This window comes from Megasphaera hominis, from assembly GCF_014269395.1.
GTDB lineage: Bacteria > Bacillota > Negativicutes > Veillonellales > Megasphaeraceae > Megasphaera > Megasphaera hominis.
This window is the reverse complement of record NZ_JACOGK010000042.1, coordinates 1-20,532: the sequence shown is the minus strand read 5'-3', so window position 1 is coordinate 20,532 and position 20,532 is coordinate 1. Positions and strand designations below refer to the sequence as shown.

The window sequence follows — 20,532 nt, the reverse complement described above, 5'->3', positions numbered from 1 at the left end:
CGGAGAAATACCTGATTCAGGTATTCACGGATTTCCCAAATTTGGATGTGCGGCATCATCCCGAAGTAGTAGATGGCTACATGCCCTGGAGCACGCGTATGCAGGAATTATGTAAATAGATTAGTGATCGCCCATTCGAGAATAACTCGGGTGGGCTTCTTTGTTAGGTACATGGTTTTATTGAGCGCTTACTGTTCAGTAGTTAGAATCCCTCTTATGATTAATCAATTTTGACAACATCTACCTGAGTCTCCCCAATAGTCTGGTAAAAAATTATCCAAAATACAAATTCTATATTACTGTTACTCACATTTTCATTGATTTTATCAAAACATACTCTTCGTAAGTGATTTAATATAATCACTGCACCGCAGAATAAAACATTCCTCAACTATCTTCTGCTCTCAATACGGTCCCAGCGGTTGGTATGACCAACTGTGTGGCAAAGAAATCCTTCAGGCTAAAACCATTCTTGATCGTATTACACAAGATTCATACAAGATTAACGTTATACCTACGAACCCTGAAGACTACCACTCTATGCAGGAAGTTTACGGGCTGGATTCTACGTTAAGCGAAAAACAATGTCTTATTGAACGGCGGTTCTTGTCTCAGGCATTTAGCCTGGGGCAAGAATTTTTCCTCATAACATTTTCCTGGAAGAGGTGATTTCCAAGCAGCCGGACCGGTGATTTCATAGGCCGTAATATTCAGACCTTTATCATGGCCTTACTTCTGAAAGTCTTTAAAAGTAATGATTAACTTATCCCCATCCGGGGTGATGTTGTAAAACTCATTCATTACTAGAGGTTGCTTACTAGAAGGGGGTACCACACCTGACAAAGGGCCTTTATCATCTATCTTCCATTCACTATTTTGCATATGTTGTATATACTGCTTTCTGAAGCATAATCCCCCGCCCAAAGAAAACTTTGTTACCATCTGAGTCAGCAGTGGTTTCCGTTCCTCAGATAATTGTAATTCCCGGCATTTTATCATGCCACCGGTCAACTGCAGCGTATTAAACGATGTTTTCATTTGTTGTTGCACAGCGTTAATATCGTATACCAAGTAAGTTGCAACCTGTCTGTTCATATCTTCCTGACGGGTAAGCAAATTACCGTATAGAGAAGACGATGCCAACGTGATGATCAGAACCCCCAGTGGAACAATAGCAAAAAGCCTGATCTTCTGTTGCACCTGATAAAAAAGAAAACCACCGTAAAGTGTGGCTACACCAAAAGACAACAGAACACGGCTGGCATATATAGGTTTTTTTAATAAGCACAGCAAAAGAAAAGAAGCTAGCCAGAGAAAAGCGGGAGTAAGGAATACCCAAAGTGCAATTCCAAACCGTACGATTTTTCGTTCTTTTCTCTTTTGATACGTAAGACAGGCGAGATAAAAAGATGACAACCCCAGTAGCCCTAGCAAGATTGGCAGAATTCGCTTAAAACTAGGAAAATATAAATAGAATAAAGCACAAAATTTTGTTATATGCTCATAGAATACAGCAAGGAAATTCTGGCTAATAGGATTTAGTATGCCCATATGCTGTGCTGAATACTGTGACGGTACCATCGCAAAGTTCACAATTAAAAATTTATAAATGATAGCGCCCATCCCTAATACCATAATTTTCCAAAACAAGTCTTTGCCTATATTCATCAACGATTCATCGCGATAAATGCGTAATGTGAGTATAAAGAGCAAAAGACCGGCATACGCGCCAATCGTTGCCTGATATAGCGATAATGAACATAGTAATAATAGAGATAGTAATGGAGCCTTTATTTTTACTGGCCACTCCTCTGGCATGGAAAATGCGGCAAAGGGCAGACTGAGGGCAATAATCATTCCAAATGTATCATATTTATATGATAGGTTTTCTAACATAAAGAAATTAAAGTACACACAAGCTGCCACAGTAAACATGCCAAACCAAGAAGCTTTTGGGAGACTTCTACGACAAAACAGCGTCAAGCAGTACGAAAAAATTGCACCTGCAAAAATAAGTAACAAAGGAGAAAAATCGGCAACTTGTTTTCTACTACTATTAAACAGAAAAAATGGCACCTCCATTAAAGGCCTGCCGTCATTGCGCCAGCCTAAATACCCAACATAGGATCGAGCCAAATCATCATTATAATACACATTGGCCAATATGATTGGCAGGATGTATAAAAACGTAAACAAGAGGATCGAAAAAAAGGCATAACGTGCCGTCCTATCTAACTGAAAGAAATTCCGAACTATCCCTATTACCTTTTCTTCCAGTAAATAGTATTTTGTATATAATGAACGATACTTCTCTCCTCCCTTTGTAATTTCTTCTGTCTCTCCATCCCAAGCATGCACGTTCTTATCCTCCCATTCAATACAGGTTAAATCGTTTTTTTGTTGAGTAGTCCAGCCTATGAAAATCAAATATGCTAAGTGATTCTTAAAATAATCCAAAATTAAAGTGTTGTTGTATTCATGTTGCGTTTACTTTTTTGAGCATACCTGCAAAAGCCAATTAATAGTACAATTCCGAGCAATGACAAGCCTATCCCCAGCCAAAATCCCGGGAGATGGTATGTCATAGATATTTCATTTACTCCATCAACCAACGGAATCGTGATGAAACAATCAGCAAATGGAACAGGGCTTACCTCTTTACCGTTGCGAAGGATTTTCCATCCTTTATCTACTGGCACTAAGAGAAATAGCGATTCTCCCTTCCTGCCTTGGACATAGCCGTATATATTCCCGTTTTCAATTGCTAAATGGGTAGCTTCTCTTTTTTGCATTTCACTCGTGACTGCCTTGAGCGCATCGAGATTCACTTCATAGAATTGGGCCTCTTGTATTGCTTGAGGCTTTGAAGTTGTCAGTGTTATTTTCGGGGCCTTTGTAGCTTTTTTCGGAATATAGAATACACTCTGCGTAGTCCAATCTGAGTAAGGAATTTCATAGAATTCGCCTGCTTTTATTTTGCCCTTCAGTTTTTGGTTAGACGTAATATTTCCATACAGGGGTTCCTCGCTTGCGTATCCTTCTAACGTATATATAACACCATTTTCTGAAGGACGTGCCTGATAAACAATAGGCTGATAAATAGAAACTTTTTTCCCGATTAAATGACTATATAAACTATTAGTATATAAAAACGGATTACTACCTGTAATCTCCGATTCATCAGGCTGGCAAACAAAAGCCATTGGCAATGCGTAAGGATTCTGGTACACCTTCTTATAATTCGCCGCAGGAATGATTTTGTCTTCTTTCAAGCCTTCAACGGGATAATGTGAAAGAATATATTTCACGCCTAAAAAGGAATCTGCTGGAAGTACAGGCATGTTAATCACATTCATCCGCATATGTTCTTCCCTATAGCCCAGATTATCCAATAATTTCATCTGGCGATTAGAAGGGACAGATGTATACCCGCCAATACCCCAGTAATTAAACCCCACTGCTTCATTGTAGACAGGTGTTGTTGTGATTTTTTGCACTGTCTGCCGATTTGACGTCTGACTGATACGATACTGGGACGAATCCTGTATCTGTAGCTCATGAATCATATTCTCCTCCGCTAGCTCATACTGGCTATACGCAACCTTGCTTGGGCTGTGGATATCTTTTAAGAACAGACTTGCTTGCGTTCCCATTTCGCATAGAACAAGTATCCCCAGCAAGCCGAATAAGATTTTCCTTTTCCCTGTCGTCCGGATTAGATATAAAACCACATTGAAAACGGCAAGAAAAGTTGCTGTTCCGTATACATAATCAAGATGTTCTCCTGGCTTTATCATATGCATGAAAAGTAAAAAAAGCGGCGGTAAAAATCCAATCAACAAGTTTTTCTTTGTATAAGCTTGTTCCAGCCAGTGCGAGAAATATAATGCTCCTAGGAATAAAAGAATTGCTGCTCCAGTATAAGAATAGCGGATATAAAAACTCGTTGCATCTTTAAACAACGAAAACAAAAAATAAAAAGGCTTCCAATGGAATAACAGCACCAGAAAAAATAAAGACATAAATGCGGCTATACGCATTTTACGGCCAGCAGTAAACAATAGCTGAATAATACCGAGTACGGAAAGACTTCCTGTAAACAAAGCTACCTTTTCGGCTGTGCTAAAATTTCCCAGATAAAAGCCTCCCAGAGAAAGACCAATACTCCCTCTTTTTCCTAAAGAAAAATGATTCCAGTCAAAGGAATTCCCTACACCTGATCGCAATTGTAAAATGGCAGGTAAAAATAAGACCATACTGATCAAAACTCCAAGAGACATAGCCAGCATAAATCTGATCAAAATTTGTTTATCTTTAAAGAAATTTGAGAAGGTACCAAACTGCAAATACCATTCCAAGACAAGCCAGAAACATACAAAAATACAGTTGATTCCTCCGGTGTACCAATTAAATATAATAGAAAGGGAAGTGCTTACTGCCAATAGAGTAATTTTCCGATTCCGTATTACCTGGTACACCCCAAGTAACATAAATGGCAGCATGTATACCCCATCCAGCCACATGATACTATTAATCTGATGCAGGTTGTAAGACATAAAGCCGTAAGCTAACGAAAACAACAGTGCCATGCCTGGGTATAATTTTCCCTTAAAGCGTTTCGACAGAAAATAGGCAAACGTTGCCGACGCCAGACTAATCTTTAAGGCCACCACCACATCAAAGAAATCATATACTTGATCCTTAGGAAAAAATACGACTAACAGACTAAATGGAGAAGAAACGTAATAAGCAAACTGTCCTACGTATGAACCACCAAGATTATTGCTAAAGGTATAGGATAATGAGTTATTTCCCATAAGTACATCTTTAAAAAAGTTGAAAAAATCAATATATTGATTATACCCATCGCCAAATACAAATGACTGATTACCAAAAGGCGCAATTTTATAGATATACATACTACAAAGTAATATGCCCAAAGTAATTCCAAAAGAAGCTAGCAGTATGAGTACTAAACATTTTTTTGATACGATGTTTCTGTCATCCTCTATGCCAAGCACATTCTTATCCTCCCTATTCAATATGAATTTAAATGTCATATATTTACTATGTAATCTTACATTCACTAAATGAATAATAATTAAACAAATAAAAATTAGCTCCACTACGATTCCAGCGGTTGGCATGAACAACTGTGTGGTAAAGAATGCCATCTGGCTGAAGCCATTCTCGATTGTATTACACAAGATTCATACAAGATTAACGTATACCTACGAACCCAGAAGACTACCACTCTATGCGGGAAGTTTACGGGCTGCTGGGTCCTGCGTTAAGCGAATAACAATGTCTTATTGGATAGTGGTTCTTGTCTCATAACATTTACATGGAAGAGGTGATTTCCAAATGACCGGATTCGTGATTTCCATAGGCCGTAATATTCACTGGTCCCCGAATCCACATGATTTCAATCAGATCCATACTGCACCCACTATATCACTAAATAATTATATCTCATGAAGCCATGTATACAGTGAAGATGCAACTCTGCCGAATAAAAGAATAACATATTTTTTAATTTTATAGTATAATACTTATAGTTGACACTTATTCTGATTTTTTATAATAATTTATGCAATAGGGGTGGAAATCTTGAGGATAGAAAGATTGCATATAAATAAATTCCGTCTTTTTAGAAATACAGATTTTATTCTCGGAAAGTATATTACTGTCTTTTCCGGAACCAATGCCGTAGGAAAATCAACATTACTTGGTATTTTAGGAAACTCTAGTGAATTAAAAGTAAAATATGGACGACCAATCTTACAAAAACAATTTCGTACAGAGTTTAGCGAAATTTTTAAAAAGCATCAGCAATTTTTTTAAAATTTGGGAAACCCACTCCTGAAGTTGAATCAAGACCTACAAATGGAGGTTTAAATAAATTGCGCTGCGTTTGACGTATAGACAAATAGCCATTGTTGTTAATAAGGAATATTTTTACATTTAAATGATTATACTCAACAGTGGCTAACTCCTGTAAATTCATCATTATACTACCATCAATGCAAATCGTACGGCGACTATTATCTGCAACAGCAACCCCGATAGATGCAGGAAAACCATATCCCATAGCGCCACAGCCAGAATTGGCAAACATTCTTTGCCCTTGTTTAATTTTACCCGCTTGAAGAGTCACCATACAGGCAGACCCATTTCCACATGCGATACGATCTGAAGGAATTGTTGCATTAAATAATTTATCAATAAAAACATACGGATTAATTAATCCTGCGTCTTGATTATAGTATTCTGGTAAAACGACCGGATATTTATACATAAGATTTTTACACCAGTGAAGCCACTTTTTGTGATGATCTTGAGCAACGTAATCTAAAGATAGAAGTTTTTTCATGAGGTCTTTAACATCCGCATGTACTGCCATATCAGGGCGAATAGTCGGCTTAGTTAATTCACTTCTATCAATATCAACAATAATTTTATAGGCATTTTTCGCAAATTCATAGTGATTATATCCAATCACAAAAAGATTGAGTCGAGAACCAAGTGTAATGAGCAAATCACAATTTTGTACAGCAAAATTGCCAGGTCTTATTCCAATGGTTCCTGTCATACCAGCAAAATATGGATTATCAAAAGAAAGTGTATCATTTGCTCCCCAAGCAGTAACTACAGGGATTTGTAGTTTATTAACTAATGCCAAAAATTCATTTTCCGCATCACCTACACGAATGCCTGTACCGGCTACAATCAAAGGTGCTTTTGCTTGCTTTATTTTGACTAAAATATCTTCAGCCTGTTTTTCTGACACCTTAGGTACAGGCCATGGATTTTCTATTTCCGAATCAAAGTGAATCAATGTATCCGTATCGATTATTGCCCCCTGTACATCCAAAGGTATGTCAAGCCATACAGGCCCAGGACGTCCAGTAATCGCCAAATAAAAAGCCTTTTCCAAATGGTATGCAACTTCTTGCGGATTTGTTACCATAACCGCATATTTGGTCATATTTTGTACTGAATTAATAATATCAAACTCTTGATATCCAAGTTGTCGTAATTTTAATTCTTGGCAGGACCATTTTATAGTTTCTCTCTTTGCTTGTCCAGAAAGGATGAACATTGGAATGGAATCCTGCCAGCCTCCAACTACTCCAGTTATGGCGTTTGTTCCCCCAGGACCACTAGTAACGCAAACAGCAGCGATTTTTCCAGTTACACGGGCATAACCTTCAGCAGCCATAGTACAAGCCTGTTCATGATGATTAAACACACAACGTATCCTTTTCTCATGTCCAATGGCATCATTCAAATGCATTGCACCACCGCCTGTAATCATAAAACAATCAGTAATTCCCTTTTCAACTAAAAAAGTAGAGATATATTTTGCGACTTTTATTTTCATTTTTTGATACCTCCAATTATTTATTTAAAGCAGCTATAATACTCTGGATCATATAATCTATCATTTCATCATTCATTCCCGGATATACGCCTACCCAAAAGGTATTATTCATAATATACTCTGTGTTTTTCAAATCGCCAACTACACGATACGCAGAGGTATTGCGAATCTCATCAAAACAGGGATGCTTGATTAAATTGCCGCTAAAGAGCAGACGTGTTTGAATATTGTGGTCTTCTATATAACGAGTAACATCATTACGGGACAATCCTGCTCCAGGACGCATAGTAATCAAAAAACCAAACCAGGATGGCTTACTGTTTTCTGCAGGTTCCGGGAGAATAATTTTATCTTGGATAGATTGCAATGCATCATATAAACGTTGCCAGTTCTTTCGACGTTTTTCAATAAACGTAGGGAATTTTTTTAACTGTTCACAACCTACTGCAGCCTGCATATCTGTTACTTTTAAATTATAGCCAAAGTGGCTGTATACGTATTTGTGGTCATAGCCTTTCGGCAATTCACCGTACTGACCATCAAATCGATGGCCGCAGAAGTTATCATGCCCAGAAGGACAAATACAATCTCGGCCCCAATCACGGTAAGAGAGGATTAAGCGATTCAGTAACGGATTATCGGTATACACACAACCGCCTTCGCCCATGGTCATATGATGGGGAGGATAAAAGCTGCTCGTACCAATATCGCCCCAAGTCCCCGTATACCGGGTTTCACCATCAATGGTATATTGGCTTCCTAAAGCGTCACAATTGTCTTCTATAAGCCAGAGGCTATGTTTTTCGCAAAAAGCCTTTACAGACGCTAAATCGAAAGGATTCCCCAGGGTATGAGCAATCATGACTGCTTTTGTTTTCGGAGATAAAACAGCTTCTAATTGTGTAACATCAATATTATACTGAGGAATGTTTACGTCAACAAAAACAGGTACAGCACCATATTGTAGTATAGGCGTAACCGTTGTCGGAAAACCGCAGGCTACGGTAATCACCTCATCGCCTCGTTTGATCTGCCGTTCTTTAAGTTCAGGAGCCGTCAAAACGGAGAAGGCAATCAAATTAGCGGAAGAACCACTGTTCACTAAATGAGCATATTTAACACCAATCCAGGCAGCAAAGTCTTTTTCAAAGGCATCTGCAAAACGTCCTGTAGTCAACCAAAAATCCAGCATAGAATCCGTCAAGGCGCACATTTCCTTTTCATCAAACACGCGTGAAGCATAGTTAATTCGGTCTCCTGGTGCAAATTGTCTTTTGTTTTCTTTAAATTCATGGTAATAAGAGGTAACCAAGTCTTTAATTTGTTGTCTAGCCTCTTCTTCACTTTTCCAATGGCTCATCTATATTCACATTCCTTTTTTCATAAATTCATTAATCTGTTTATCCATGCAGACAGAAATGTTCTCTTCAGCAATCCAGCATTTACTCCATTCCACGACCTTTTGAATGGCTTCTTCCAAATTCCAGCGTGGTTGCCAACCAAACGTAGCTTTTAGCTTTGAGCAATCCAGTTTTAAAAAATTGGCTTCATGAGGCCCATTATCTGAACAATCTACCCATTGTAGACTATCATCCCAGGTGCGAACAAACAAATCGACCAATTTACCCGTTTCAAAGCAATCCGCATCATTAGGCCCTACATTATAGTAACCGGAAAACTTTATATCCTCATACTGCTTGGCTGCAATCATCAGGTACGCATAAAGGGGTTCCAATACATGCTGATAAGGGCGTGTAGAATAGGGATTTCGCACGATAATATTTGTATGTGCTATAGCCGCACGTACACAATCAGGAATAATACGATCCTTAGCGAAATCGCCACCGCCAATGACATTTCCCGCCCGAGCAGTTGAAATAGCTACATCCCGATTAGCAAAGAAACTATTTTTATAGGAATGGGTAACGAGTTCGCTACAGGATTTAGAATTAGAATACGGGTCATATCCATCTAATTCTTCATCCTCCCGATACCCCCAAATCCATTCTCTATTCTTGTACACTTTATCTGTCGTCACATTTAAAAATGACTTAACGCATGAGCTCTGCCGAATACATTCGAGAATATTCACAGTCCCCATGACGTTGGTTTCATATGTATAAACAGGATTATCATAACTTTCCCTTACTAATGGCTGTGCTGCTAAGTGTAGCACAATATCTGGCTGGGCTTCATTAAATGCTGCTTGCAGAGAATTCATATCACGAATATCGCCGATTATAGAATGAATCTTACTTTTTATACCAGCTAATTCAAATAGAGATGGATTCGTTGGTGGCTTCAAAGCATACCCGGTGACCTCTGCGCCTAAATTTAGAAGCATTTGGCAGAGCCAACTCCCCTTAAATCCTGTATGACCGGTTACAAAAACTCGTTTATGCTGATAAAAATCAGGATTAAATTCATTCATCAGTTATCCCATACCTTCCAAGGCGCTCTACCGGATTCCCAAAGTTCCTCCAACGTATCCTTTTCACGCTTAGTATCCATGCACTGCCAAAAGCCCTTGTGCATATAGCTCATCAGTTGTCCTTCCTTGGCCAGTTTTTCCAAGGGAGCCCTTTCAAAGATGCAATCATCCCCATCTAGGTAGTCAAAAAAATGGCCGGTTCTAAAACCATAAAACCTGCATTAATAGGTGCGCTATCTCGAGCAGATTTTTCTCTAAAAGATTGAACTGCATTATCTATCCCTATATTTAAAATCCCTTTGGATTGTTCAATCTGTACTGCTGTAAGAGTTGCAATTTTCCCATGATTTTTGTGGAATTTTACCAATTTTTCAATATTGACATCACAAACTCCGTCACCATATGTCATCATGAATGGTTCATTGTTTACATACGGCTGAATGCGTTTAATGCGCCCACCAGTCATGGTGTTAAGCCCTGTATCAACAACTGTTACTTTCCAAGGTTCGCAATGTTGGTTATGGACAATCATCTTATTACCTTCGGTGAAATCAAAGGTAATATCTGATGTATGCAAAAAGTAATCAGCAAACCATTCTTTAATAAGATGCTGTTTATACCCCGCACAGATGATAAATTCATTGTAGCCATAAGCTCCATAGGTTTTCATAATATGCCAAAGTATGGGCATGCCACCGATTTCAATCATCGGTTTGGGTTTAAATTGACTTTCTTCACTAATTCGTGTTCCTAATCCGCCAGCTAATAATATTACCTTCAATTAGTATCCACTCCACATTCAATTTGAATAATAAATTAAAATATCTCTTAAGTCTTTATATACATTATTCCTATATAATAACCTCTTGTCAACCCTCCTTGTCAAAAACTTAAGCGTGCCACTAGACGAATTTATCCTACGCAGCAAAACAACCAAAATAAAATTCATCGGGTACCTTGTATTCTAGCGTTTCATTAAGCCATACGTTGTTGTAATCCTCCACATACCGGTTAACCATTTGACTAAGTTCTCTCAGGGTTACGGTATTCGTTAGGATAAAGCTATTCTGTTTTAAGACTGCGGAAACATCGCTCAATCATAATTTTATCTGCTCAGCGGCTCCGGCTATCCATGCTTTGAGCATTTGGTCATTCTTTTTCTTCAAATCGTCCTCCTTTCTCTGAATAACTTTGCGCTCAGAATCTGACCCAAAAACGAAATGGGCATTCTGTAGGAATTCTTGCTTCCATTTTCAGACTACGTTTGGATTCAGGCCATTTTCGGAACAGATGACATTAACTTCATTGTCGCCTTAATGGACTGACAAGGTGATCTTAGTCTTGATCATATATATTTTTTTCTTGGCATGATAGCAACTTCCCATTTTGTTACCTATACTATATCATGCACGCTTAAATTCTTTCAGTTCTGGTCTGAGTTCATGGGCCCTTTATGATAAGAGCCTGTTTACTCCACTTTACTTTCGCATTTACAAAAAATAGTACAATACAGCAATGATAATGTGATTGGATAACTATAGAAAAATATTTGACTAAACAAACAACCAATTTGTCCAATTAGTGCTATTACAAGAAATATTATATCAGGCCGGTTACATAACTGTGTTCTTCTTTTAAAAACAGCCCACATCAGATATATTAAAGGAGCACAAAACAAAAGTACTCCTATAAGGCCAAACTGCGCAAAAATATAGGAAAAAGTATTTAATGCAGGATAGCCTGTTTTCCAGAAGCCTTCTTTTAGTAAAAAGCTAGTCCATAGCTTAATCTCTCGATTGTCTTTAGCAAATTCAGGGAAATTATCCACCATATACATACTATAATATCCAAATCCTACACCGAAAATAGGATGCTGCACCCCCACCTTTGTCATAGCAACAGTATTGCCAAAGCGTGCTGTATTAGACCTAGCACCTTTATCCGAAACAGATGTTATATTCTTTTTTATATACGTTTCCGAGTTGTTTGACAGGGTGGAAAAGAAATCTTGGGTTTGGATACCGGATGATTGAGTATGAGCGATCGTTACTACCGTATTACTTGCCATATAAAAACCAAAAGAAAAAACAGCACTGATTACCGCAATAGTGCATACCTTCTTCCAGTCTGCATACTTAGAAAATATACTGCTTAGTATTAGTGTAGCTAGTTCAAATAAATAAATAACAGTAGCAGTCCTTGCTTTGGTCATAAAAATCATAAACGACAAATAGAAAATGAGAAATATAACGAATTTACTTTTTTTCTGTTGAACTCGATACCACAAAAATGGCATCAAAAATGCAGCTGTAATACCAAAATACGAAGGTTCCAATGCATAGCTACGTAATTGCCCAGGCCATAATAAAGGAGGCCACCAAGAATGCGAACTCGCTGGTATATATAAACATTGATTAATACTGATTAGTATACTTTCAGCTAACGGGCTTCCCGTCCAAAGCCAAACAATTTCCGGAATAGAGTAAAGGCCCAATGTGCAAACCATAATAATAGCTATTTTACTCATCCATTCCAAACCACGTTGCGGTTTTTTACGATATAGGCTATAGTAAAGTAAAAATATCCCTAATAGTGGGAAAAATAAACTTCTAACAAGGCTTATTAATTGAGAAATTAAAAACTTTGTTTCTAGTCCTAGTGTAGATGTTATAATCCCCGGCCATATATGAGCAATTAATTTAACAACCCTAGTCCCTTGTAAATAATACATGATAGATTCGTCCCAAAAAGAATAGGTATACGCACCAATCACTGTACATAGGATCAGCCAAATGCAACACATAAGTAAAAATTTACCATGTGCAATAGGCACAGTTCTCGTTTGGAAACAATGGATAACCCAGACAAGCAAAGCTAAAGACAAGCATATAGATGGCACAGAAGAATCAAAAAATGGTATTTTAACTGGCAATGCCATAATAGGCATACCGACAATCATAAAAAGCAGCAAATATTCTTCTATCTTGTGATATCTTTCCTCCATTGAAACACTCCTCATATTTTCAAAAGTTTATTTTTAGTATAGTACACACCATCATCAACACATCAATTTTAAATTTTTATCGGCAATAAAGATACATGTAGCATGTACGACGGAAAGTATATACCAGTGAAGTAATGTTTTTTTAACTAATGCACGCAGCAAAAATAAGCCATTCTTATTTCTCTTCCACCTTATATTGCATCAAAAGGTCTTTAACAGCTGCCTCCATAAATTTCCCTTGTCGTATCTTATACGATAGAGCCCGAATATTCTTCATTATAGATTCGTATTCATCGTCTTTCATATTTTCAATGGTCGGAGCCACCTCTTCTAACGAGTCAACGGTGAATCCTATATAATTTTCTTCTACAAACCTTGCTAATGCGGCTTTTTTCCAAATAATGACAGGGAGTTGAGCCGCTATGTATAATGAAACCTTAAAGGGATTATTATATTGCATATAATTCCCAAAATTCCCCTCACAAGTAACTGCGGATGGTCCATCCCATACCAAACCGAAAGATGCATTTAACTTAAACACAATTTCTTCCGCATCCAAATTCCCATTGTAATGAAAAATTGAGTATTGTTTTAACTCTTCTGGATAGTAAGGGCCATAAAGCTGAATGTGTATATTATTATTCTTAAGTGCTGGTATTTTCTCTATAAATTTTGACTTTGATAAGTTACCAGCAAAAGCAATTGTATTGCTCAAGGTTCTTGGTGCATCTTGAAACACCTTGTTTGGATCTATTAAATAATCAAAAACCTTAAGCTCCGCAACTTTTTTAACCTTTAGTCCATATTTCACTAACACTCGATGCATATGTTCATTGTGAACAATAAGAGCATCTGCCTTGTTGAACTTTTCTACTTCTTTTGGTACAACGGAAGCCATTTCTTCTGGATTTCCAGCTGAAGATTGAAGTGAATTAATATCATGAATCATCAATATAATTCTATTTCTCGGTATAAAATTTTTTTGAATAACGTAGTCAAATAGCCGCCCTTTTTCTGCCGGATATTGAAGAATTGTTACTTTATCTTTGAAGGTCAATAAATTATATAATGTTTTTATCCTTTTAGGTCTTAGATAATAAAGTGCTTTTTTTAATTTGTTTTTATTTACAACATCCAGAGAGGATATTCCAACTGTATTAAGGCTTAGAAAGGGAAAGCAATCTAAAACTTTTTCCATATCTTCTCTTGCTTTAGCTATTGTGTGGATTTCAAAATCAAAATTAGGGATCTCTTTTATTCTATAAAGTTTCATTAAATTTACTCTCCTGTTCTAGATTAGTTTAAATTCCTAAATTGCAGTATGAAATTGAACACTTTCAATGTTTACGATATATCTCATTTCTCGGATGAAAACTTTCTTTGGCGTCTTATGACCTAAGATTTTTCGGGACAATTCATTGCACTAACGTAACGTGCGCCGTAGAAGCGATTCACTGACGTCCTGTATTTGAGGTTCATTTCGAAATTATCCGGCGCAACAGGTCATTATGGCGTTCATTGGAGCCACGTTCCCATGTAGACAAAGGGTGAGCAAAGTAGATTTTCAGTTTTTAGTCTTCTAGTTCGCTAAATTTAACATTGTCGTTCCAGAACGACTAAGTTCTTTAGCAATGGTTGAGATGGTGTCCCCTGATTGTATCAGACATTCAATGCAAAAGCGTTCGCTCCCATTCAGGCCTTTTTTGTGAAATCATGTTATGATTGGTGCAGCCCATGGTAATTCTCATTTGTATGATTGGATTCGACACCTATATCATGTCACAGGAGTTACCATGGATTTTTTTATTTAGCTGTTCAGTTTCATTTTACAATTAGCCCTCTTTATTTTTAAATTTAATTTCAATGATTCTAGTTATTTCTCGTCTTATTATGTAGAAAGGCGGAAAAAAAACTAACCGTGATGGATAAATTCTGAAATTAAACGCTCTCCACGTATTTATTATTTTTTTTTCAATTTTCCCTTTGCGCTTTCGTCTATAGCCTTTTGATGAAATAACATCAAAAAGAGGTTCCCTTTTGAAAAATTCAATATTATCGAGCAATTTATAATAGCATAAACTGTCATATAAGACACTTTCAATTGCAACAAAAGGTGCACAATATACATATATTCCCGCAAAATTTTTTTTATAAAACGAGGTGTCTATGCAGAACAAATATGTATCAGCCCAGCGTTTATTAATAGTCAAATCCATGATAAGCTCTTTATCTGATTTCTGTGCTTGATTTAAAATTTCAGCAAAATTTTCTATGATGTATCTGCCACTTAACTTAATCCACCGCGAAGGAGGATTTTCTTCATTAAGAATCCAATCATCCAGCATCTTGAATTCCTGATAGCCAATATTGTGATTATTATTTTTATCCTTGGAAAATTTACGATAAACCACATTAGGTATGTTAATAAATTCTTTGTCATTTTCTAAATCATAATCAGAATTTTCAAGAAAGTAAATCTTCCCAAATGAGCTATAATAATTTAAAGATTCTAGGTACTCCCTTCTTCGACTTTTCCAATCTTTATATTTTGTTGTATCTGTTGTCGGTTTTATAGTGCCTGTTAATACCAAAGCAATATTTTTATTTTCTTCCATTTTTTCACCTTATAAAAAAATATTCACCTATTCAACCATTTCATTTTAAATCTCATGGTCTAGGACAAAACTATCCAATAAAACGCTTCTGGAAGAATTAATTTCATCCCCAGAATGATCTTTAACACTATTCCCCTATCGGAATCAAAATGCAGGAGTAACTGTTTCAAATCTACTTTTTCTTTATAAAGATTCGTGGCAGATGACATTATGTGCACCATATCTTCCACAGATTGTACATAAGCCCTCTTTGCCATATAGAAATGATAAAGCTCTTGCACTTCAGCCTGTGGGGCAAACCAGGCCTTTACCATCCCTGAAAAATGAAAGATGGCCAGTTGCTTCAATACAGAAAAGTCCAGAGTTTCATCAAAGAGATTAATTTGCTGATTAAACTTCTGTGACAGATGTTTCATCTTTTTTTGGAAGAGAATATTTAATACATCTTGATCAGCAAAGGACAAGTTCGGATGTGGCTTTAACAAATGCAAACCTTCTTCATAAAGGTCCAATGTTTCCCAAATCTTCTTTAGATTCATCAACATCACGCCAGCATTAAAGTAATACTCCAAGACGCCTATACAACCCATTATCAATGAAAAGTTGCTGTGTGTCTTTAACATCCTCAACAGCTCCTACTAAGACGTCTGTTACATCGATATACCAAAGTTCCTTCAATTTGTATTAACGAGGATATCTCCATCCAGATAAACAGTTTTATCAATTGCTGCACAGCTTTGAGGAATTAAAAGACGAAAGAGTGTGTCTATCGTAATTTTCCTTAATGAATCAAGATAACTGATACTTTCATCCATTTGTACCAAATGAAAGATAATCTGTCCCTGCTTAGACTCTGCGGTCCGCTGAAGCAACTCTTTATTGATTTCGCTTAGTGTATTATCACAAAGCACATAGAATGTAATGGTTTTATTTGTATGTATCAAGAAAGAGATCATCGTTGCAGCCACGTATTTTCTGTATTTTCCATCTTTATCGCTTATTTCTAAAGCTATCTAGATCATAATTTTTTATTCTCTTTCCCTCAGATGAAGTATGTTTCTCACTTTATCATAAACCTTATCTGACGTAATTTGTCTCATGCATTCTTTCACAGGGATCGTATAATATGCATCTGTTTCAAAGCAGTACTTATCTGCAGTATCTTCTAGGCATTCTATAAATTGGGCTTTTTCAGAATAAGCCCCATGCGTTTTGGGATTCGTTGGTCCAAAGATAGATAGTGTTCGTACTCCTACTGCATCAGCAATATGCTGCATTCCCGTATCCACACCTATACTTAATACGGCATCGGCAATAAAATCTATACTTTCAGAAATATTGGTCTTAGATACGCAATTATGGACATTAGATCTTTTTAGAACTTCCCCATATAATGGCAATAATTCTTTTTCCAAAGAGCCGCCTAGAAGGCATATATCATAAGGTAAGTCAGATAGACGATTCACCAGTTCTACCATATATTATGGAACCCAGCAGCGAGTGAATACATACCTTCCATTGTGATAATTCTTATCTCCGCCACCAATATTGACAATTATTTTCTTATTTTGAATATGGAAATTTTTATTCAAGCGCTCAGTCTCATCAGGCTTCGACAATAAATATGGCTGACGGTCTTTTACTTCACCAATCAATTCTTTGATCATATTCAAATTTCTATCAACAAAATGAACTTTATTGTCCAAATCCAGCCAATTTAAGTCTTGATATTGTTCTCCATAGGTTTCTTTAATACCTAGAAGTTTAAATAACTTTATTCCCTTTTCTTTGGGAGTCATTGTTGCAAGAACGCCGATATCAAATCGTTTTAACATCATTTGTATAATGGTTTTTGCTATCTCCCATGCAGGTCTTCCTTTCAAGCTTAAATAAAAGAAGCGATCAATAGATGTCCCACTTCGTTCAAAAATCTCTTTATTACTACTTCCATTTACAATCATGGCAATGTAGGCATTGGGATATTTTTTACGAATTTCCCTAACAACGGGAATCATACATACACAGTCACCTAAACCATGCTTTATTTCAATCAAAATTTTTTTCTGTTTCATTTCTTATTACCTAATTGCATATAAAACGATATGATTTTTTGAACCTCATCATTTAAATCATACCCTGCTTTTTTTACTTCAAAAACATTATCGTCTCTGCGTCCTGGTAAATTTTCAAGAATTACTTGTGCCCAATAATTTGCTGACACTCTTTGTGATATAAAATGGCAATTGGAAGTTAAATTCGTTTCTTTTGTCATCGCATCGGAGAAGAAAGAAGGAACACCTGCTGTTTGTACTTCTACTGCCACAATACTTAATCCTTCAAAACGCGAGGGTAAAATAAAGGCATCCATTGCTTGTAATAAATTAGACGTATCATGGCGAAATCCTAAAAGTCTTACTTTATTTTCTAGTTGATAATCCTTTAATTTATCAAGTACCTCCTGATAAACATCTTCTCCATTGTCTTTTCCACCAATCAACAAAAGGCAAGAATCGGGACGTTTTTGGCAAATCTGATAAAATATGTCCACCAAAAAAGGCTGATTTTTTTGATAGGAAAACCTGCCAATATGACCTACACAAAAGGTATCTTCAGTAATACCTAATTCCGTGCGTATTTGCCGACGTTTTTCCCTATCAAATTTAAACTTGTTTGTATCAATGGCATTATGAGCTAAAACAACTTGTCCTGAGTTGAGGATGCCATGCGGAAACATCCATTCTGCCGCGAGTTTAGAACAGGCCCAATAATCAGTTGCTAGATAGGGTATTAGCTGTTTACCTGTCAGATGAATATATTGTTTTATCTTTCTAACCCACATCCGCTTTTCATCAATCTGTGTGCTATGGGAATGAACGATAATCCTTGAAAAACCAGCGAGCTTCGCAGCAATTATAGGAATTATATTTGCGTACGAAAGATTAAAATGAATGGCTGCATCATGGTTTTCCCTTTTAATCACTTGTAAAGCATGTAGATATTGAAAAAAATGAGTAGGATGTGGAACAGTATAAAAATGAGCCCCCATTTCAGTGAATTCATTTTTAAAGTTTAGATGTTCTTCGTAAGAAAGAAAATCAAACTGGACCTTACTTTTATCTATAAAACGATAGTTATTACAAATATAGCCTGTCAGGCCACCACCATCGTTACTTACAGTAGCCTGCAAAATCCGCACTGCCTTTTCTCTACTCACATTATCTCCCCATAATCAAAAAGCAATTAATACTTATTATTTTGCTATAAAATCCTCTTCAGATATGTTCTGAACTCCTCACCCAGGTCATGACGCCGCAACGCATATTCAACAGTCGCCTGCAAATAGCCCAGCTTATTTCCTACATCATAGCGTTTGCCTTCAAAGTTATATGCGTACACGTTCTTTTGACCAGCCAGCGTCTGCAGCGCATCGGTCAGCTGGATTTCTCCGCCTTTGCCTGGCTTCGTCTTTTCCAAGATAGGAAAGATATCCGGTGTAAGGACGTAGCGGCCTAAGACGGCAAAACGGCTAGGTGCTTCTTCTTTCGCTGGCTTTTCTACCATGTCGAGGACACGCAGTAAAGCAGGATTATCGGTCTTTTCTCCCTTGACAATGCCATAGGCTGATACGTCGTTGGGCGCTACTTCCTGGCAGCCGAGGATAGTTGCCTGCTTGTCTTCATACATATCCATCAATTGTCTGAGAGCCGGCTTTACATCATTATATACCACATCGTCGCCCAAGAGGACGGCAAAGGGTTCGTTATCCATGAAGGAGCGGGCACAGAGGATGGCATCGCCCAGGCCGCGCATATGCTTCTGCCGGATGTAGTGGATGTTTATATTGGCAATCTCTTCTACCATAGATAAGAGCTTCAGCTTGCCCTGACGCTTTAATGTTGATTCCAGTGCCGGATCGGTGTCAAAATGGTCTTCAATAGCCCGTTTGGCATGGCCACTGATGATCAGGATTTCTTCAATGCCGCTTTCCAAGGCTTCTTCTACGATATATTGAATGGTCGGCTTATCTACAATAGGCAGCATTTCCTTTGGCGTAGCGATGGTTGCCGGCAAAAAGCGGGTACCGAAGCCAGCTGCAGGAATGACTGCTTTACGTATACGTTTCATTGATTTTTTCTCCTAATGTATGTATAAAGGCAATACATATACCTTGCTATTTTACCATATTTGACGACGCTTTGTCATTGAAATCTGGCTGACTTACATATAGTTGTGACTTTTTAGTAAAGATTGGACTGTATGCTGCTATGGCTAAACGATTAGCTGACACAAAAAAACGACCTCAGTCCTTTTTAGGATCTGAGGCCGTTCAACCACATTTTTATATTATTTAGCTATGCTGTTTTATCTAGGCTACGCCTAATTTTTGCCAAAGCACGATTGTAATGACGATAGACGCGTTGTCTGGATTTCCCAAGAAGTTGTGCAATTTCCGGAAAAGTGAGGTCTGCTTCGAAACGCAGCATGAGTATATTTCGCTCTAACTCATTCAATTGGCTCAGTGCTTCTTGTATGGGATCAGAGAGCTCCTTTGATACGATGCAGTGCTCCGGTTCTCCTGTTTTGCTGGCCGGAAAGCCTTCTAAAGCAGTGTGGTAATCAATGTCTTCTTTCCTATTTTTGTGGCGCAGCGTGTAATCCACTTCCCGTGCCATGAAGTTTTCAATATACCGTTTGAGATGCCAGCTCAGTGCTTCTAAGCGTTCCAACTGGATCTTCGAATCCCAGTGGTCCAGGCCATGAATACAGCCGATGACGGCACTTTGCTTGGCTTCTTCGTAGGTGCTGAATACATCGGGATACCTCTTGTAATAGTAGGCTGCTCTATCTTGAATCAGGAAATTATACAGGTGGCACATGTAATCGAAGCTCGATTTCTTTTCGAGTTCGTTGCCAGTATGAATGCGGTTGAGCATGAATTGAAATACTTTTACATTAGTCACAGGATACATTGAATTGTCGGAGGTGCGGACAAAAAGTTGGACCTGACATGATCACTAAATGTCAGGAGGTTTAAAATGTATTCTTATGAAAAACGAATGAAAGCAGTCCTGTTGCATCGAGACGCAGGTATGGGACT

The 20,532-nt window shown here is 37.5% G+C and carries 15 protein-coding genes and 1 pseudogene; 1 reads left to right on the top strand and 15 read right to left on the bottom strand.

Annotated features, from left to right (window positions below):
• Positions 1-729: 729 nt before the first annotated feature.
• Together H8J70_RS11235 and H8J70_RS11230 are read right to left on the bottom strand one after the other, a co-directional pair.
• Positions 730-2,358, bottom strand: coding sequence for a glucosyltransferase domain-containing protein (locus H8J70_RS11235; RefSeq protein WP_186504383.1), 1,629 nt, complete (start codon positions 2,356-2,358; stop codon positions 730-732).
• Positions 2,359-2,459: 101 nt separating this feature from the next.
• Positions 2,460-5,021: a YfhO family protein gene (locus tag H8J70_RS11230; protein WP_186504382.1), complete on the bottom strand. Its 2,562-nt coding sequence runs from the start codon at positions 5,019-5,021 to the stop codon at positions 2,460-2,462.
• A gap of 589 nt (positions 5,022-5,610) precedes the next feature.
• On the opposite strand from H8J70_RS11230, the gene H8J70_RS11225 reads away from it, so the two are divergent.
• On the top strand, positions 5,611-5,844 hold the full coding sequence (locus H8J70_RS11225) for an AAA family ATPase (protein WP_222433696.1): 234 nt from the start codon (positions 5,611-5,613) through the stop codon (positions 5,842-5,844).
• Here H8J70_RS11225 and H8J70_RS11220 read toward each other — a convergent pair.
• From H8J70_RS11220 to H8J70_RS11155, 13 genes and pseudogenes are all read right to left on the bottom strand, one after another.
• Positions 5,819-7,384 carry a thiamine pyrophosphate-binding protein gene (locus H8J70_RS11220; protein ID WP_186504381.1) on the bottom strand — a complete coding sequence of 522 codons (1,566 nt, stop codon included), beginning with the start codon at positions 7,382-7,384 and terminating at the stop codon, positions 5,819-5,821. The genes H8J70_RS11225 and H8J70_RS11220 overlap by 26 nt on opposite strands.
• Positions 7,385-7,400: 16 nt before the next feature.
• On the bottom strand, positions 7,401-8,744 hold the full coding sequence (gene rfbH, locus H8J70_RS11215; protein WP_186504380.1) for a lipopolysaccharide biosynthesis protein RfbH: 1,344 nt from the start codon (positions 8,742-8,744) through the stop codon (positions 7,401-7,403).
• 6 nt (positions 8,745-8,750) lie between these two features.
• Positions 8,751-9,815 (bottom strand): CDP-glucose 4,6-dehydratase, encoded by a 1,065-nt coding sequence (gene rfbG / locus H8J70_RS11210; RefSeq protein ID WP_186504379.1) that lies wholly within the window; start codon positions 9,813-9,815, stop codon positions 8,751-8,753.
• A gap of 175 nt (positions 9,816-9,990) precedes the next feature.
• Positions 9,991-10,596 (bottom strand): sugar phosphate nucleotidyltransferase, encoded by a 606-nt coding sequence (locus H8J70_RS11205; RefSeq protein WP_281386302.1) that lies wholly within the window; start codon positions 10,594-10,596, stop codon positions 9,991-9,993.
• A 687-nt stretch (positions 10,597-11,283) separates the two neighbouring features.
• Positions 11,284-12,819: a hypothetical protein gene (locus H8J70_RS11200; RefSeq protein ID WP_186504378.1), complete on the bottom strand. Its 1,536-nt coding sequence runs from the start codon at positions 12,817-12,819 to the stop codon at positions 11,284-11,286.
• A gap of 175 nt (positions 12,820-12,994) precedes the next feature.
• Complete coding sequence (locus tag H8J70_RS11195) at positions 12,995-14,092, bottom strand: glycosyltransferase (protein WP_186504377.1); 1,098 nt, start codon at positions 14,090-14,092, stop codon at positions 12,995-12,997.
• Positions 14,093-14,651: 559 nt separating this feature from the next.
• Complete coding sequence (locus H8J70_RS11190; RefSeq protein WP_186504376.1) at positions 14,652-15,434, bottom strand: hypothetical protein; 783 nt, start codon at positions 15,432-15,434, stop codon at positions 14,652-14,654.
• A gap of 59 nt (positions 15,435-15,493) precedes the next feature.
• Positions 15,494-16,435 (bottom strand): annotated as a pseudogene (locus H8J70_RS12650) (glycosyltransferase family 8 protein).
• Between the two features lie 27 nt (positions 16,436-16,462).
• Positions 16,463-16,912 carry a glycosyltransferase family 9 protein gene (locus H8J70_RS11175; RefSeq protein WP_186504373.1) on the bottom strand — a complete coding sequence of 150 codons (450 nt, stop codon included), beginning with the start codon at positions 16,910-16,912 and terminating at the stop codon, positions 16,463-16,465.
• 3 nt (positions 16,913-16,915) lie between these two features.
• Positions 16,916-17,506 carry a glycosyltransferase family 9 protein gene (locus H8J70_RS11170; RefSeq protein ID WP_186504372.1) on the bottom strand — a complete coding sequence of 197 codons (591 nt, stop codon included), beginning with the start codon at positions 17,504-17,506 and terminating at the stop codon, positions 16,916-16,918.
• Positions 17,503-18,648 (bottom strand): glycosyltransferase, encoded by a 1,146-nt coding sequence (locus tag H8J70_RS12775; RefSeq protein WP_186504371.1) that lies wholly within the window; start codon positions 18,646-18,648, stop codon positions 17,503-17,505. Before H8J70_RS12775 ends, H8J70_RS11170 begins: the two co-directional genes overlap by 4 nt.
• Before the next feature lie 44 nt (positions 18,649-18,692).
• On the bottom strand, positions 18,693-19,559 hold the full coding sequence (galU, locus tag H8J70_RS11160) for a UTP--glucose-1-phosphate uridylyltransferase GalU (protein WP_186504370.1): 867 nt from the start codon (positions 19,557-19,559) through the stop codon (positions 18,693-18,695).
• A 227-nt stretch (positions 19,560-19,786) separates the two neighbouring features.
• Positions 19,787-20,368: a sigma-70 family RNA polymerase sigma factor gene (locus H8J70_RS11155; RefSeq protein WP_186504369.1), complete on the bottom strand. Its 582-nt coding sequence runs from the start codon at positions 20,366-20,368 to the stop codon at positions 19,787-19,789.
• Between the last annotated feature and the right edge of the window lie 164 nt (positions 20,369-20,532).

What these genes read in the sequence shown, in the direction of transcription:
- H8J70_RS11220 (WP_186504381.1), bottom strand. Translation starts at nt 7,384, where the DNA reads ATGAAAATAAAAGTCGCAAAATATATCTCTACTTTTTTAGTTGAAAAG.
- rfbH (WP_186504380.1), bottom strand. Translation starts at nt 8,744, where the DNA reads ATGAGCCATTGGAAAAGTGAAGAAGAGGCTAGACAACAAATTAAAGAC.
- H8J70_RS11175 (WP_186504373.1), bottom strand. Translation starts at nt 16,912, where the DNA reads ATGGTAGAACTGGTGAATCGTCTATCTGACTTACCTTATGATATATGC.
- H8J70_RS11200 (WP_186504378.1), bottom strand. Translation starts at nt 12,819, where the DNA reads ATGGAGGAAAGATATCACAAGATAGAAGAATATTTGCTGCTTTTTATG.
- H8J70_RS11190 (WP_186504376.1), bottom strand. Translation starts at nt 15,434, where the DNA reads ATGGAAGAAAATAAAAATATTGCTTTGGTATTAACAGGCACTATAAAA.
- H8J70_RS11170 (WP_186504372.1), bottom strand. Translation starts at nt 17,506, where the DNA reads ATGAAACAGAAAAAAATTTTGATTGAAATAAAGCATGGTTTAGGTGAC.
- H8J70_RS11195 (WP_186504377.1), bottom strand. Translation starts at nt 14,092, where the DNA reads ATGAAACTTTATAGAATAAAAGAGATCCCTAATTTTGATTTTGAAATC.
- H8J70_RS11155 (WP_186504369.1), bottom strand. Translation starts at nt 20,368, where the DNA reads ATGCTCAACCGCATTCATACTGGCAACGAACTCGAAAAGAAATCGAGC.
- rfbG (WP_186504379.1), bottom strand. Translation starts at nt 9,815, where the DNA reads ATGAATGAATTTAATCCTGATTTTTATCAGCATAAACGAGTTTTTGTA.
- galU (WP_186504370.1), bottom strand. Translation starts at nt 19,559, where the DNA reads ATGAAACGTATACGTAAAGCAGTCATTCCTGCAGCTGGCTTCGGTACC.